Below are 15,778 nucleotides of genomic sequence, written 5' to 3' on the forward strand. Positions count from 1 at the left end.
CCCAAACAGTGCAAACCTTAGGTGGCCTAGGCCACCTCATTACCCTCATAACTCCATTACCTTATCACCTCCTTACCTCTTCACTTCCTCACCTCTTTACCATTTCCCACCACATGGCAACCAGCGTAGCGGCCGCTCCCACCAGCACCCGCGAAAAACCTCGCCTCAGCTTCTGGCAAATCTGGAACATGAGCTTCGGCTTCTTGGGCATCCAGTTCGGCTTTGCCCTCCAGAACGCCAACGTCAGCCGCATCTTTGAAACCATGGGCGGCACCGAAATAGCCTTTTACTGGCTGGCGGCTCCGCTGACTGGCCTACTGGTGCAGCCCATCATCGGCTACATGTCGGATCGGACGTGGAGCCCGCGTTGGGGTAGGCGGCGGCCGTTTTTTCTGGTAGGTGCCGTTTTAGCCTCGTTTGCTCTGCTGGTAATGCCCAACGTCACGGCGCTCTGGATGGCCGTGGGCATGCTCTGGATAATGGACTCCAGCATCAACATCAGCATGGAGCCGTTCCGGGCGCTGGTAGGTGACTTGCTGCCCTCCTCGCAACGTACCACCGGCTTTGCGGCGCAAACCTTCTTTATCGGGGTAGGAGCCGTGGTAGCATCGTCGCTGCCCTGGATGTTTACCAACTGGTTTAACGTATCGAATACGGCACCCGCCGGGCAAATTCCCCTGTCGGTGAAGTATGCCTTTTACATTGGTGGGGTGGTGTTCTTCCTGGCAGTACTCTGGACGGTGCTCCGCACCAAGGAGTATCCGCCGGAAAACATGGAGGAATTTGAGGCTGAGAAGCGCCAGAACGCTGGCTTTTTAAATGGCGTGCGGGAATCGTTTGCGGGTATCTTTCACATGCCCAAAACCATGCGCCAGCTGGCTGTGGTGCAGTTTTTTTCTTGGCTGGCATTATTCTCCATGTGGATTTACACCACGCCCGCCGTAACCAGCCACATTTATCACACCACCGATACCACTTCCAAGCTCTACAATGAAGGGGCCGACTGGGTAGGCATTTGCTTTGCGGTGTATAATGGTATTTCGGCCATTGCCGCTCTGCTCCTACCAGTTATTGCCCGGGCTACCAGTCGCCGCATCACACACCTTCTGTGTTTGGTAGCAGGTGGCCTAGGCCTCATTTCCATCTATTTCATTCAGGACCCCACTATGCTGTTGCTCTCCATGGTGGGCGTAGGTATTGCCTGGGCTTCTATTCTGAGCGTGCCATATGCGATGCTGGCCGGAGCTCTGCCCGCCAACAAAATGGGGTATTACATGGGCGTGTTCAACTTCTTTATTGTGATTCCGCAGGTAGTAGCCGGCCTGATTCTGGGCTTCTTCACGAAGAATGTCTTCGGGGGTGAATCCGTCTATACCCTTGTTCTCGGGGGCGCCTCCATGATTCTTTCGGGCCTGCTCACGCTGCTGGTCCACGATGAGGACGACATCCGGTTGCCAGCGGCAGCAGAAACCATCCATACCAGTTCACCCGGCTACGATGCGCCGGTTGAGTCTGATCCAAGGATGTAGTATTCGTCGCTTAACCGCCTCCGAAAGCCCTTTCTACTTGTGGTGGAAAGGGCTTTTCTGCGCTAGGCCTGTCCGTATTTATACTAGGCCAGAGAAGTTAAAATCAGCATTTACCCCTTCCTACTAACTACCGCGCTGGCCGTATTCCCTAGATACTTAGTGCCGCATCTTTGCCCTCAGCTAAAGCGCGGTCTTTCAGCTAGACAGGCAGCGTATGATAGTCGTAACCGTATTCTTTGGCATATTCTTCGGGCTCTTTCTGCTGATTTTACTGTTGCTGGTGTTACCTCGCCCCGCCCTGCATGACTCGGGCGCCCGGCCCCGGGTCAGCATCCTGATAGCGGCCCGCAACGAAGAAGCCACCATTGAGCGCTGCCTGCAGGCGCTGCTGCAGCTAAACTACCCCGCTGAGAAACTGGAAATCCTCATCGGCGACGATGCCTCTACTGATAATACCATGGCCGTGGTAGAGGCATTCATTAAGAATAAGCCTCAGTTTCGACTGCTGCCCGTCCGACACCGCCTGGGTACCTCCCGCGGGAAGAGCAACGTACTGGCCCACCTCTGCCGCGCCGCCACTGCTGATTACCTGCTGTTCACCGATGCCGACATGGCTCTGGCCCCCAACTGGGTGCAAACCATGCTGGCCGCGGCCCCAGAGGGGGTAGGTATTGTTACGGGCATTACCACCGCCAGCGGGAGCCTTTTCGGCCGCCTGCAGGGGCTTGACTGGCTGTTTGGCCTGAACCTGATACGGCTGCTCACCGACCTGGGCCTGCCCATTACGGCGGTAGGTAACAACATGCTTGTGACGCGGGCAGCGTATGAGTCTATTGGCGGGTATGAGGCCTTGGCGTTTAGCATCACCGAAGACCTGCAGCTGTTTGAGCAGGTAGTAAACCAGGGGTGGGGCTTCCGCAATATTATTACCCCCGACGCCTTAGGCGTATCAGTACCGCAGCCTACGGTGCGGCACCTGCTTCACCAGCGCAAGCGCTGGATGAAAGGGGCCAGCCGGTTGCCCTGGCAACTCACGCTGCTGTTCAGCTCTTACGGCTTTTTCTACACCGTATTGGGGTGGCCGGGCTTGCTGCCTTACCCTGTTATTGCCGCGCTTTATGCGGCCAAGGTGCTCTGCCAAACGTTGTTTTTGCTCATCACGCTCCGGCAGGTGGGCCGGCGGGAGTCTTGGCAGGTACTGTTATTCTATGAAGGCTACCTGCTGGTAGTGTCGGTGGCGGCCCTCGTCTACACGGTGTGGCCCTCTTATATTCAGTGGAAGGAGCGGCGCTACCGCTGGGCAGAGGGCTAGGCCACTCTAAATGCCGGGGCTAATTATTGCCGCTTTGTAGCCACTGCTGGGCGGGCATCTCCTCAGTAAACACCCGAATGTCAGTGCCGGTATTAGCTACCGTATCAAGCTCCGCAAGACGAGGGCGGAGCACCTCGGCGTGGTAGGGCGTGGTGAGGTAAGCCAAGCGGCGCGTGGTGGTGGGCAGTGCAACCTGAAAATCAGCCCGAAACTCCTGCAGTACCCATTGTAAATCCTTTGGGTCGGCTAGCCCCCGGCTGCGCAAATCTATCAGCCAGCACCCCGCCTGCTCTTTCTGAGCAAGTTGCAGGGCCGCCTGATAGCCTGCCCGATGCTCAGCCGGTGAGGCCGGCCGGCGCCAACGCAGGAACAGCAACCGCAGGTCAGAGCGGTAGGAAAGGGCCATGTAGTCGGTTTCGGAGGGATGCATCAGGCAGAATAATGGCGGTAAAGATATAGGTTACTTTTCCCGTTGTGAGACTTGAAAAGTATTTTTGTATCATGATGTTTATGTGAACCAGGCGGCAAAAAACAAAAAGGGAGCCGCTGGTGAGCGGCTCCCTTCTCAAGAGGTTTCTGTACTGGCCTAGGCTTTGGGTTTCTGGCCCATGCTTTTCCCCCGAATGGCCCGGAACTCAGAGCCCGGCTTCCAGTTGGGGAAGGTAGTTTCATTGGCTAGTCGTTGCCCTACCCGGAACAGCAGGCGCGCATCCTGTTCCATGCCGCGCAGGTCCCAATTAGGGTTGTACTCATCGGAGGGCTGGTGGTAGTGCTTCTCCTCAAACTCATTGTGCTGCTGCGTGATGTACTCCTTGCCCTTAGCCCGGCTATCAGCCGCCCCGCTGGCGTAGAGGGAGGGCACGCCTACTTTGGCAAAGTTGAAGTGGTCGGAGCGGTAATAGAATCCCTTCTCCGATTGGGCGTCGGGCTGAATGTAGCGGTCCTGCTCCTTGGCGGCTTCGCGGGCATAATCATCAAGGTCAGACTGGCCGAGGCCCACTACCGTTAAGTCACGCATGGGCCCAAAAGAGGAGAGGGCGTCCATGTTGATGTCGGCCACCGTTTTGTTGAGTGGAAACAAGGGGTGGGCGGCGTAGTAGCCGGAGCCCAGCAGGCCCTGCTCTTCGCCCGTCACGGCCAGAAACACGATGCTGCGGGCGGGCGGCTGGGGTAGTTGGGTGAAGGCTTTGGCAATGCTGAGCAGGGCCGCGCAGCCGCTGGCATTATCTACCGCGCCGTTATAGATAGAGTCGCCGTTGATGGCGGGCCCGATGCCGAGGTGGTCCCAGTGCGCCGAGTAGATGATGTACTCATTGGCGCGGGCCGCACCCGGCAGCACGGCCACCACATTTTTGGAGTTGCGGCGGCGCAGCTTGTTCTCCACGCTCACGCTCAGGGTCAGGCCCATGGGCTGGGCCTTGAAGCCTTTCTTGTTGGCGGCGGCGTAAAGCTGGTCGTAGTTGAGGTTGGCGGCCTGGAACAGCTTTTTGGTGGCATCCAGCGTTATCCAGCCCTCAATGGCACACTTGCTGGCCCCCTTATCAGTAGTTTGGGGGCGCAGCTTGGCACCGGAGTAGCTGCTCTGCACCACCGACCACGGGTAAGCGGCCGGCTTGGTGTCGTGCACGATGAGCAGGCCGGCAGCACCCTGGCGGGCAGCTTCCTCATACTTGTACATCCAGCGGCCATAGTAGGTCATGGCCTTGCCCTTGAACATGGTGGTGTCGTTGCCCGCGTTGCCGGGGTCGTTTACCAGCACCACCACGGTTTTGCCCTTCACGTCGAGGCCAGCGTAGTCGTTCCAGCCGTACTCGGGGGCTACCACGCCGTAGCCGGCAAACACCAGCTCAGAGTTCTTCAGGGCTACCGAGGGTACTTCCCGCTCGGTGAAGGCCATGAAGTCGGTTTTGTAGTTGAAGGTCAGGGGTTGGCCTTTGCCGGTTACCTGCATGGTGCTGGAGGGCGTGCCGGTAATTTCTACTAGAGGTACGTTTTGGAAGTAAGAGCCATCGGGACCGGGTTTGAGGCCTAGCTTCTTGAACTCATCTGCCAAGTAGGTAGTGGCCTTTTCCTCGCCAGCCGTGAAGGGCTTGCGGCCCTGAAACTCATCAGAAGCCAGCACCTTGATATGGTTGCCGATATCCGCCGTCGTGATGCCATCGGGCGGAGAGGTGATGGTGGTGTCAGAGGGGGCAGTGGCCGCGTTGGAGCTGGCGGTAGTGGTTGTGGAGGAGTTGCCCTGGCAGCCGGCCAAGAGGCCGAGCAGCAGAGCCGGACCCGCCAAAGCGGCGGTAGAAAGAACGCGCATACGCAAGTAGGGGAGATGGTGGAACGAACTGAGTGGCCTAGGCGCCGATTTTCGGCAGCTAGGCTACTCTGGCTCAAGGTGCTGAAAATCCCTTGGATTTATATCTTACCCTATGAATACATTCAGGCACTGTAGCGCTGGTGGCTTGTTAGCTTGAATCAGTTTACCTCGGGCCCGCTGTAGTGACACCTACTCAGGTCTCCTCTATTAAACAACTGGCCTAGAACGACGCTGCTAAACAACAGTAGCGACGAGGATGCCTAAGTGAGTGTCTCCACAGTGGGCGCCGGTATCTTAAGCAACTCACACCAGACATTCTGCTTGTGCGTGGTATTTCGGCATGCTCCTTAGATCAGTTGGCTTGGCTTGGAATAAGCCTAGGCAATTACTTGCATCTTCCTGTTTTTTACTGTGTCTTTCACGGCGTAACTTCCGGGCTACTAAGCTTTCTTCATCCTCTATTTCCCCACTAATGACTCGTAATCATTTGCTCTTGCTCGGGCTTGGTGCCTCTTTGGCCCTCAACCCGGCAATGGCCCAACAAAAGTCTACTCCCAAGCCGGCCACAGTAAAAAAGGCTCCTACCTCTACCATGGGTGGTGCTAAGCTGGTGGAGAAAGTAACCCGCAAGGGCAATGAGCTGGTTATTCCCTACGAGAAGTATGTGCTGCCCAACGGCCTCACGCTCATCGTGACCGAGGACCACTCTGACCCGCTGGTGCACGTAGACGTGACCTACCACGTAGGCTCGGCCCGGGAGCAGATTGGGAAGTCGGGCTTTGCTCACTTCTTTGAGCACATGATGTTCCAGGGCTCCGACCACGTAGGCGACCAGCAGCACTTCAAGCTGGTAACCTCGGCCGGTGGTAGCCTCAACGGCTCTACCAACCTTGACCGTACCAACTACTACGAGACCCTGCCCAGCAACCAGCTGGAAACCGGACTGTGGCTGGAAGCCGACCGCATGGGCTTCCTGCTGGATGCCGTAAGTCAGAAGAAGTTTGAGATTCAGCGCTCTACGGTAAAGAATGAGCGTGGCCAGCGCGTGGATAACGCCCCTTACGGCCAGGCCAACGAGTACATCATCCGGACGCTCTACCCCTATGGCCACCCCTACTCGTGGTCGACGATTGGCTACCTCGAAGACCTGGACCGTTCCGACGTGAACGACCTCAAGAACTTCTTCCTGCGCTGGTACGGCCCCAACAACGCCACCCTCACCGTGGGCGGCGACGTGAAGACCGCCGAGGTGGTGAAGATGGTGGAGAAGTACTTCGGCCCCATCAACCGCGGCCCGGCCGTGGCGAGCCAGAAGCTGGCCCCCGTGAAGCTAACCCAGGACCGCTACGTAAGCTACCAGGACAACGTGCGCTTCCCGATGCTGCGCATGGTGTTCCCAACGGTACCCAACGGCCACCCCGACGAGGTGCCGCTGGCCGTGCTGGCCCAGATTATCGGGCAGGGCAAAAACTCCCTGATGTACAAGAACCTGACGAAGCCCCAAAAGGCCGTACAGGCTACTGCTTACAGCAGCACCAACGAGCTGGCCGGCGAGTTCTCGCTGATTGCGCTGCCCTTCCCCGGCAAAACCCTCGACTCTTTGGAGCTGACGGTGCGCAAGACCCTGAAGGAGTTTGAAACCCGCGGCGTAACCGACGAGGATATGCAGCGCTTTAAGGCTTCCGAAGAAGCTGACCTGATTAATGGCCTAAGCAGCGTAAACGGTAAGGTAAACCAGCTGGCTGCCAACCAAACGTACTTCGGCAACCCCAACCGTCTGCCGCTCGACCTGAAGAACATTCGGGCCGTGACCAAGGCCGATGTGCAGCGCGTGTACAACCAGTACCTGAAGGGCAAATCGGCGGTAATCCTGAGCGTGGTGCCCAAAACGGGCGGCGTGCAGCCAGCCAAAGCCGACAACTTCACAGTATCGAAAGCCGGCTACGTAGCGCCTAAGGACGAGTACGCGGGCCTGAAATACGTGAAGGCTACTGATACCTTCGACCGCAGCAAGCAGCCCGCTGCCGGGGCTAACCCGGTGGTGCAAGTGCCCACCATCTGGCAGTCATCCATGGATAACGGCCTGCGCATCATTGGCACCCGTAACCAGGAAATCCCGACGGTTACCATGCTGATGACCATCCGCGGGGGTCACCGCCTGGAGCAGACCATGCCGAACAAGGCCGGTATTGCTTCCCTCACGGCGGCCATGATGAATGAAGGCAGCCAGAAATACACCGGCGAGCAGTTCAGCTCTGAGCTCGATAAGCTGGGCAGCACCGTGCGCGTTTCGGCCGGCGACGACAACACGACGGTGTACGTGCAGAGCCTGACCAAAAACATTCCCGCCACCATGAAGCTGCTGGAAGAGCGCCTCCTGCACCCGCGCTTCGATCAGGCCGACTTCGACCGTATCAAGAAACAGACGCTGGAAGGTATTGCCAACCAGAACACGCAGCCCGTGCTTATTGCCGATAAGGCCTACTCACGCCTGCTCTACGGACCGAGCAATGTGCTGAACACGCCCCTGAGCGGTACCGCCGCCACGGTGTCGGCCCTCACGCTGGACGACGTGAAGCAGTTCTACCAGCAGTATTACGCGCCTAATGTGAGCTACCTGGTGGCCGTAGGCGACGTGGATCAGAACGCCCTCACGCCACAGCTGGCGTTTCTGAAGGCTTGGCCGCAGAAGAACATCAGCCTGCCCGCTGGTGAAAACGCGCCCAAGCCCGACAAGACCCGCATCTACTTCGTGAACAAGGAAGGCGCTGCGCAGTCGGAAATCCGGGTGGGTTACCTCACCCCCATCACCTACGATGCTACCGGTGACTATTACCGTGCTACCCTCTCTAACTACCTGCTGGGTGGCGCCTTCAACTCGCGCATCAACCTGAACCTGCGCGAGGACAAAGGCTACACCTACGGTGCCCGCTCGGGCTTCCAGAGCACTCGCTACGTAGGCCCTTACACCGCTTCGGCTGGTGTGCGTGCTGATGCTACGGCCGCTTCGGTGAAGGAATTCATGAAGGAAATTCAGAACTACCGCAACGGTATTTCGGATGAGGAGCTGCAGTTCCTGAAGTCGTCGGTGGGCCAGAACGATGCCCTGCGCTACGAGACCGGCCAGCAGAAGGCCGCCTTCCTCTCGCGCCTAGTGGAGTACGACCTGCCCCAGGACTACGTGAAGCAGCAGAGCCAGATTCTGAATAGCCTGACCAAGGAAGATGTGCAAGCCAGCGCGCAGAAGTACCTGCCCGCCGACAACATGTACATTCTGGTAGTAGGTGACCGTGCGAAGTCGTTCCCCGGCCTCTCGGAGCTGGGCTACGAAGTAGTAGAGCTGGACACCGAAGGCATGCCCATCGCAGCCTCCATGCCCGCTGCCGCTCCGGCTCCTGTCACCGTAACACCGCCCGCCGACAATGAGAAGATGAAAATCAAGACCAAAGACGCGAACGGTAAGAAAGAGAAGCGCAAGGCTAAAGCCAAAGATGAGGCTAAGGCCGAAGCTAAGACCAACTAGACTGGCCTAGGCCACTAGTGGAGTGCCTGCACGGCCCCGCCCGAATCATCGGGCGGGGCCGTTTTGTTTTCTGACCACCCGCCCGTACCATAGCCGTAAGGTATTAGGGGCACTTATTCGTCTAACTATTTCACCACTACCGGCGGAAGCTGATTCACCTGTATTTATGCGTAAACCATTGAGATTCCTCGGCCGGCTGGTTGGCAGTAGTGTAGTTGTGTTGCTAATGGTAAGCGTAGCCTTCTCTAACCTGAGCCCCGAGCTGGGTGGCAAGCCCACCAAGGAGCAGCGACTGGCCTACGCGAAGTCAGGCCACTATGAGGATGGCGAGTTCAGGAACCTAGTGCCCACGGAGATGATGACGGGCGGTAGCACCTTCTCGGCGCTGTGGAAATTCCTGTTCGGCAAAACGCCCCATGCCATGCCCGATGGCCCCCTGCCTACCCGGCCCCTCACGGCCACCAGCATTCAGCAGAAAACGCCGGAAACCGTGCGGGCTACCTGGTTTGGGCACTCAGCCAGCCTGGTGGAAATAGCCGGCAAGAACATCTTCCTCGACCCCATGCTGAGTGTGAAAATGGGCCCAATTCCGTGGATTACGCCCAAGCGCTACAACCCGCAGCTGGCCATTACCGCCGAGGAGCTGCCGGCCATCGACGCCGTACTGATTTCCCACGACCACTACGACCACCTCGACTACCAAACCATTCTGCGCCTCAAAGACAAAACCAGCAATTTCTACGTGCCACTGGGCGTGAGGGCCCACCTGCTGGCCTGGGGTGTAGCACCCACCAAAGTGCATGAGCTAGACTGGGGCGACTCGGTGAGGCTGCCCGGCCTGACCATCATTAGCACGCCGGCCCGCCACTTCTCCGGCCGCGGCCTCACCAACCGCAACTCCACCTCCTGGAGCTCCTGGGTACTGAAATCCGCCACCAAGCGCGTGTTCTACAGCGGCGACGGAGGCTATGGTCCGCACTTCCAGACCATCGGCCAGCAGCATGGCCCCTTTGATCTGGCCCTCATGGAGTGCGGCCAGTACGATGCCCAGTGGGCCAACATTCACATGCTGCCCGAGCAAACCGTGCAGGCCGCTCTTGATGTGCAGGCCCAAGTGCTGCTGCCCGTACACTGGGGCGCTTTCACTGAGGCCCACCACCCCTGGAACGACCCGGTAAAGCGCGCCTCCGCCGAAGCCGCCCGCCGCCACCTACCCATGACCACCCCCGAGCTAGGCCAACCCGTAACGCTAGGCCAGCCCCTGCCCCAGATGCAGTGGTGGCAGTAGGAACCCTACCCCCGGTCCCGCTGGCGTGATGCGCCACATCCTCCGGGAGAGGAGACGGGGCACTGAACACTACGTAATGAGCAGTGACCAATGATTTGTTCGTCATTCTTCATTGTCCATTGCTTCCAGAATGCCCCCCTCTCCCAGAGGAGAGGGGCCGGGGGTGAGGTCCTACCAAGTCATAATCAAAACCCTACCTCCTCCAAAACGGAACATTTTACCCCTTCTGGCGCGTCCTTCCTATAAGGATATGGGTTGGTGCATCCTGCGCCCCTAAATCCGTATCTTTCCCAGGCCTGAAACTGGCTGAAGACCTATGGTGGAGCGAGACCCTGCAACAACCCGGGCGCTAGACGATGTGCTGGCCCGGCTAGATGCCTTTAAGCGTAAATTTTATCTGAGTCTGCTGGTGCGGGGTGCGCTGGTGGCCGGCGGGCTGCTGCTTACCCTATTCCTGGTGGTTAACCTGCTTGAGTACTTCCTGTACCTGCCCACCTGGGTGCGGGCCGGCCTGCTGTTTGGGTTCGTAGGCCTGTCGGTGTATGCGTTTGGGCGCTGGATCTGGCAACCCCTGGCCGCGCTTACCAACCTGCGCCGCATGCTGACCGATGAGCAGGCTGCGCGCCGGGTGGGTGAGCTGTTCCCCGATGTGCAGGACCGCCTGCTCAATGCACTGCAGCTGCGGGGCCAGGCCCAGACCAACGCTCTGCTGGCCGCCAGCCTCGACCAGCGCGCCGCCCAGCTGCGCGGCGTGGAGTTCAGCCAGGGCATCAACATCAAGAGCCAGACCAGGCCACTCTGGAAATACGTAGCTGTGCCCGCCGCCGTGGTCATGCTGGTGCTCCTGATTTACCCCGCCTTGTTCGTGCAGGGCACCGAGCGGATTCTGCACTATAACAACAAGTACAGCCCGCCCGCACCGTTCCGGTTTGTGCTGGGCAATAAAGACCTCAAAGCCTTCAAGGGCGAAGATTTTACCTTGGATGTGGCCGTGGAAGGGGAGGCCCTGCCCAACGAAATCAGCATTGAGTATGGGGGGCGCACGCGCCGCCTCACCCGCAGCCAGGGCAACCGCTTCCAGTACCAGTTCCGGCAGCTGCAGCAGGATGTGAACTTCCAGCTTTCGGCCGCTAATGTTACCTCTACGGAGTACGACCTGAAAGTGCGGGAGCGGCCCAACCTCCGCGACTTTGCCGTGCGAGTGGCCTACCCGGCCTACATTGGCAAGCCCGCCGAAACCATCCGCAACTCTGGTAACCTCACCGTGCCCGAGGGTAGCACGGTGCAGTGGGAGTTCACTACCGCCGCCACTGATAAGCTGCAGCTGCAGTTCCGCAACCCCGACGAAACCGTGACGGCCGAGGCCAATGACGAGCTGTTTCGGGTGAGCCGCAAAGTAGTGCGCAGCCAGGACTACGCGGTGCAGCTGCAGAACAGCTTCAGCCCCAACCGCGACCCAATTCAGTACCAGCTCACCGTAATTCCGGACCAAGCGCCGGAGATTACGCTGGAGAGCTTTCAGGATACGACCTCACTTCGCTTCCTGGCTTTGGCCGGCAACGTGCGCGACGACTATGGCTTCTCGCGCCTGCAGCTGCACTACCGCGTGCTGAGCAAGGCCCGGCCTAACGCTGCTTACCAGACCCGCGCCCTGCCCCTGAGCAGCGGCCCCAATCAAAGCTACGCTCACCAGTGGGATATCCGGCCGCTAGGCCTCAAGCCCGGCGACCGGCTGGAGTACTTCGTGCAGGTGTGGGATAACGATGGCGTGCACGGGCCGAAGTCGGCGCGGAGCCGGGCGGCGGAGTTCCGGTTGCCCTCGCGCACGGAGATGCGCCAGCAGATGGCCTCACAGAGCCAAGCTGTGCAGAGCCAGCTGAGCCAGTCGAAGGAGCAGAGCAAGAAGATGGAACGCGAGCTGGCTAAGGCCGAGGATAAGCTCAAGGTGAAGCGCGACCTGAACTTCCAGGACCGCAAGCAGCTCAAGGACATGCTGGACCAGAAACAGCAGATGGACCAAGCCCTCGACGAGCTCAGAAAGCAGTTTGAGCAGCTCCAGGAGCAGCAAAACCAACTCAACCCCGAGAAAAACGACGAGCTGGCCGAGAAGGCCAAGGAGTTGCAGAAGCTGATGGAAACCCTGCTCGACCCCGAGACCAAGAAGCTCTACGAGGAGCTGCAGAAGCTCCTGGACCAGCAGAAGGACCAGAACCAGCCCGAAATGCAGAAACTGCTGCAACAGCTTGAAAACAAGGAAAACACTTTGCAAAAGGAGCTGGAGCGCGCCCTCGAAATGTTCAAGCAGCTGCAGTTTGAGCAGAAGCAGGACCAAGCCATTGAGAAGCTGCAAGAGCTGGCTAAGGAGCAGGAGAAGCTAGCCGAGGAAACCCAGAAGAACGATAAGAACAGCTCTGAGGCACCCAAGGACAAAGCTCAGCAGCAACAAAAGCAGCAGGAGCTGCAGCAAAAGCAGGCCGAGCAGAAGCAGCAGTTTGAGGAGCTGAAGCAGGACCTCAAAGACATGAAGGACCTGGACAAGCAGCTCGACGACCAGAACGGGGCCGACGAGATGAAGCAGGAGCAGCAGGACGTGGACCAGCAGCAGCAGGAAAGCCAGGAGCAACTCTCGAAAAACCAGAACCAGAAAGCAAGCCAGAGCCAGAAGCAAGCCGCTGACAAGATGAAGCAGATGGCCCAGAAGATGCAGCAACAGCAGGAAGAGGAGGAGTCAGATCAGCAGCAACAGAATATTGATGACCTGCGCGACATTCTGGAAAACCTACTCAAGCTGAGCTTCGATCAGGAAGGCCTGATGAAGCAGTTTCGCACCGTTGACCAGAGTGACCCCCGCTTTGTGCAGCTCGGCCAGACCCAGCGCAAGCTCAAGGACGATGCCCGCGTGGTGCAGGATTCCTTATATGCGCTGGCAAAAAAAGTCTTCCAGATTCAGAGTTTCGTGACCCGCGAGGTGGGCGAGATGAACGGCCGCATGGACGAGAGCCTCGACCACATCCGGCAGCGCAACGTGGGCCGCGCCACCAGCAGCCAGCAGCTGGCCATGACCAGCATGAACAACCTTGCCCTGATGCTGAATGATGCCCTGCAGCAAATGCAGGAGCAGCAGCGCCAGAGCCAGCAGCAACAGCAGGGTGGGGGAGGCAAAGGCAGCCGCAAAAAGAAAAAAGGCAGCGCCGCCGGTGAAGGGCAGCTGGGCCGCATGCAGCAGCAGCTTAATCAGCAGATTCAGCAGCTGCAGCAGAGCGGCAAGCAGGGCCGTGCCCTCAGCGAAGAGCTAGCCAAGCTAGCCGGGCAGCAGCAAATGCTACGGCAGGCCATGCAGGAGCTGGAGCGCATGCAGCAGAAAAGCGGCGGCAAGCCCGGCTCCAACAAAGATGGCAAAGGCCAGGACGGCGCCGGGGGTCTCGGCGACGTCAAAAAAATGATGGAACAAACCGAAACCGACCTCGTAAACAAGCGGCTGACGGAGCAAACTGTTATGCGCCAGCGCCAAATCCTGACTCGTTTGCTGGAAGCTGAGAAATCGGCCCGGGAGCGAGACCAGGATGACAAGCGCGAAGCGCAGACAGCACAGAACCGCCCGCCTGTTTTTCCGCCGGCATTTAATCAGTATAAACGCCAGCAAAACCGGCAAACGGAGTTGCTCCGGACTGTTCCGCCTGCCCTCACTCCGTACTATCAGCGCGAGGTGAGTGAATATTTTCAGAAAATGAAGTAGCGTTACGCTACTTTTACCGCCCCTACGCCGCTTTCCCTCTTTTTTCTTTTTATGAAGCAGGTTAAAATTCAGATTCCTTCGCTGGTCGAAAATATCCGCGTGGTGGAGAGTTTCATCGACAACTCGAAGGATACCTTTCACATTGAAGATGACATCTACGGTAACATCATGGTGGCCGTCACGGAAGCGGTAAACAACGCTATCCGGCACGGCAACAAGTTCGACAAGGACAAAAACGTGTTTCTGTCGTTGATAGTGGATACCGACCGCGTGAAGTTTGAAGTAGAAGACCAGGGCGAAGGTTTCGACTACACTAATCTTCTCGACCCTACCGCTCCCGAAAACATTGAGAACCCCGGTGGGCGTGGTATCTTCCTCATCCGCCACCTGGCCGACGAGGTGGAGTTCCAGAAAGATGGCCGCAACGTGCAGCTCACCTTTCTACTGCCTACTTCTCAGGAGCCCGCGCTGAACGGTGCTGAAAATGCTTCCGCTAGCAACTAAGTAGGGTATGAGCGACTTTCCGCACGACCACGACGAGTTTGAGGACGACGATACCACGCACGAGCACGAAGTACACGGTATTGAGTTTTTGGTGGAAGATGTCGAGTTTGAGCTAGGCGACGCTGAATCTCTGGTTTCCTGGATTGAGCAGGTAGCCAAAGTGCACGAGTACGAAATTGTGCAGCTCACCTATATCTTCTGCTCCGATGAGTACCTGCACAAGGTAAACATGGAGTACCTCGACCACGACACCTACACCGACGTCATCACCTTCGACAACGCCGATACATCGGATATCATCGAGGGCGACATCTTTATCTCGGTGGAGCGCGTGCGGGAAAATGCCGAAAAGCTGGGCGTGCCCTTCCGCGACGAGCTGCACCGCGTCATGATTCACGGCGTGCTGCACCTGCTAGGTTACGCCGACAAGGACCTGCTCAGCCAGACGGCCATGCGCAAGAAAGAGGACTACTGCCTGTCACTGCGCACCTTCTAGGCCTATTGATTTTACATTGACTCTTCTGATAGTACTGAAAACGCCCGCCGAAACGCGGGCGTTTTTGGTTTAGGTGACCTAGTATGTGTAGCTTGTTCTACGCTAACTATCGTCATGCTGAGCGAAGCCGAAGCATCTCTACCTCTGGCTAATCACTGGCCTAGGAATAACTCAACGAAGCGGTAGAGATGATTCGACAAGCGGACGCCAGATAAAGCATGACGGTCTTTATAAAGTGTATTACTATAGGCCACTTCTCCCTCACCGAACTACCCAAATACGCCGCATGTCTGCTACTCCTTCTTACTTCCCCATTATCAGAGGCGACGCGCTAGATTATTATTTGAGCCAGGGCTATTACCGGATGCACCAGGACCTGTTTACCTGCCGGTTCCTGCCCATCAACAACAACCTATACACTGTGCACTGGCTGCGGATAGTGCTTGCGGAAATGCACTACGGCCCGGAGCAGCGCCGCCTGCTGCGCCTCAATGAGCGGTTCACGACCACCATCCGGCACTTTCAACTCACCGACGAACTAGAGAATCTGTACGCCCAGTACCGTAGCTCCATCACCTTCGATGCACCCGAAACGGTGGAGGCCTTCATGCTGGCTGGCGCTACCCACAACGTGTTTAACTCACAAGTACTCGAGGTGCGCGATGGTGACCAGCTGGTTGCGGCGGGCATCTTCGACAGCGGGGCCCGCACGCTGGCCGGCATCATGAACTTCTATCACCCCAGCTACCGCAAGCACAGTTTGGGCAAGTACCTGATGCTGCTGAAAATAAAGCACGCCCTGGCCAAGCAACACGAATATTATTACCCCGGCTACCTGGTATACAACTATCCCAAGTTCGACTACAAGCTGTTTCCGTGCCTGGCGGCCACCGAGGCTTTTGACTGCGAGACTGGCCTATGGCTGCCGTTTTCCTGGGATACGGTGGCAGCTCAATCAACTCAGTTGATGAGGAATATGCCAGATGAGTACTTCGAGGAGTTCGACCTAGACTAGAGCATTTCTATAGGCAGTAAATAACAGAACGATGTAGAGACGCAATACTTTGCGTCTAGTCGTTGAA

Annotated in this window: 10 protein-coding genes; 8 read left to right on the forward strand and 2 right to left on the reverse strand. The window is 57.8% G+C overall.

The genetic code is table 11. The annotated features are described in order from the left end of the window. The first annotated feature begins 113 nt into the window (after positions 1 to 113). On the forward strand, positions 114 to 1,529 hold the full coding sequence (locus HMJ29_RS07470; RefSeq protein WP_244678867.1) for an MFS transporter: 1,416 nt from the start codon (positions 114 to 116) through the stop codon (positions 1,527 to 1,529). Between the two features lie 214 nt (positions 1,530 to 1,743). Then, on the forward strand, positions 1,744 to 2,841 hold the full coding sequence (locus tag HMJ29_RS07475) for a glycosyltransferase (RefSeq protein WP_171590895.1): 1,098 nt from the start codon (positions 1,744 to 1,746) through the stop codon (positions 2,839 to 2,841). A 19-nt stretch (positions 2,842 to 2,860) separates the two neighbouring features. On the opposite strand, the gene HMJ29_RS07480 is transcribed toward HMJ29_RS07475, so the two are convergent. Together HMJ29_RS07480 and HMJ29_RS07485 are read right to left on the reverse strand one after the other, a co-directional pair. Beyond that, entirely contained in the window at positions 2,861 to 3,271 is a 411-nt protein-coding gene (locus HMJ29_RS07480) for a hypothetical protein (RefSeq protein ID WP_171590896.1), read from the reverse strand. Positions 3,272 to 3,427: 156 nt separating this feature from the next. Beyond that, positions 3,428 to 5,149: a M28 family metallopeptidase gene (locus HMJ29_RS07485; protein WP_171590897.1), complete on the reverse strand. Its 1,722-nt coding sequence runs from the start codon at positions 5,147 to 5,149 to the stop codon at positions 3,428 to 3,430. Positions 5,150 to 5,621: 472 nt separating this feature from the next. On the opposite strand from HMJ29_RS07485, the gene HMJ29_RS07490 reads away from it, so the two are divergent. From HMJ29_RS07490 to HMJ29_RS07515, 6 genes are all read left to right on the forward strand, one after another. Beyond that, positions 5,622 to 8,672, forward strand: a complete 3,051-nt coding sequence (locus tag HMJ29_RS07490; protein ID WP_171590898.1) for a M16 family metallopeptidase — start codon at positions 5,622 to 5,624, stop codon at positions 8,670 to 8,672. A 166-nt stretch (positions 8,673 to 8,838) separates the two neighbouring features. After that, complete coding sequence (locus HMJ29_RS07495; protein WP_171590899.1) at positions 8,839 to 9,960, forward strand: MBL fold metallo-hydrolase; 1,122 nt, start codon at positions 8,839 to 8,841, stop codon at positions 9,958 to 9,960. Between the two features lie 316 nt (positions 9,961 to 10,276). Further along, the gene (locus tag HMJ29_RS07500) at positions 10,277 to 13,696 is read left to right on the forward strand and encodes a DUF4175 family protein (RefSeq protein WP_171590900.1); all 3,420 of its coding nucleotides are present in this window, start codon (positions 10,277 to 10,279) and stop codon (positions 13,694 to 13,696) included. 51 nt (positions 13,697 to 13,747) lie between these two features. Next, on the forward strand, positions 13,748 to 14,200 hold the full coding sequence (locus tag HMJ29_RS07505) for an ATP-binding protein (RefSeq protein WP_171590901.1): 453 nt from the start codon (positions 13,748 to 13,750) through the stop codon (positions 14,198 to 14,200). A gap of 7 nt (positions 14,201 to 14,207) precedes the next feature. Further along, the gene (gene ybeY, locus HMJ29_RS07510; RefSeq protein ID WP_171590902.1) at positions 14,208 to 14,696 is read left to right on the forward strand and encodes an rRNA maturation RNase YbeY; all 489 of its coding nucleotides are present in this window, start codon (positions 14,208 to 14,210) and stop codon (positions 14,694 to 14,696) included. Between the two features lie 286 nt (positions 14,697 to 14,982). After that, positions 14,983 to 15,711 carry a GNAT family N-acetyltransferase gene (locus HMJ29_RS07515; RefSeq protein WP_244678868.1) on the forward strand — a complete coding sequence of 243 codons (729 nt, stop codon included), beginning with the start codon at positions 14,983 to 14,985 and terminating at the stop codon, positions 15,709 to 15,711. Positions 15,712 to 15,778 lie beyond the last annotated feature (67 nt).

The organism is Hymenobacter taeanensis, from assembly GCF_013137895.1.
Classification (GTDB): Bacteria; Bacteroidota; Bacteroidia; order Cytophagales; family Hymenobacteraceae; genus Hymenobacter; species Hymenobacter taeanensis.

Coding starts and splice junctions, on each gene's coding strand:
- HMJ29_RS07505 (WP_171590901.1), top strand. CDS start 13,748: ATGAAGCAGGTTAAAATTCAGATTCCTTCGCTGGTCGAAAATATCCGC.
- HMJ29_RS07515 (WP_244678868.1), top strand. CDS start 14,983: ATGTCTGCTACTCCTTCTTACTTCCCCATTATCAGAGGCGACGCGCTA.
- HMJ29_RS07495 (WP_171590899.1), top strand. CDS start 8,839: ATGCGTAAACCATTGAGATTCCTCGGCCGGCTGGTTGGCAGTAGTGTA.
- HMJ29_RS07490 (WP_171590898.1), top strand. CDS start 5,622: ATGACTCGTAATCATTTGCTCTTGCTCGGGCTTGGTGCCTCTTTGGCC.
- ybeY (WP_171590902.1), top strand. CDS start 14,208: ATGAGCGACTTTCCGCACGACCACGACGAGTTTGAGGACGACGATACC.
- HMJ29_RS07470 (WP_244678867.1), top strand. CDS start 114: ATGGCAACCAGCGTAGCGGCCGCTCCCACCAGCACCCGCGAAAAACCT.
- HMJ29_RS07500 (WP_171590900.1), top strand. CDS start 10,277: ATGGTGGAGCGAGACCCTGCAACAACCCGGGCGCTAGACGATGTGCTG.
- HMJ29_RS07480 (WP_171590896.1), bottom strand. CDS start 3,271: ATGCATCCCTCCGAAACCGACTACATGGCCCTTTCCTACCGCTCTGAC.
- HMJ29_RS07475 (WP_171590895.1), top strand. CDS start 1,744: ATGATAGTCGTAACCGTATTCTTTGGCATATTCTTCGGGCTCTTTCTG.
- HMJ29_RS07485 (WP_171590897.1), bottom strand. CDS start 5,149: ATGCGCGTTCTTTCTACCGCCGCTTTGGCGGGTCCGGCTCTGCTGCTC.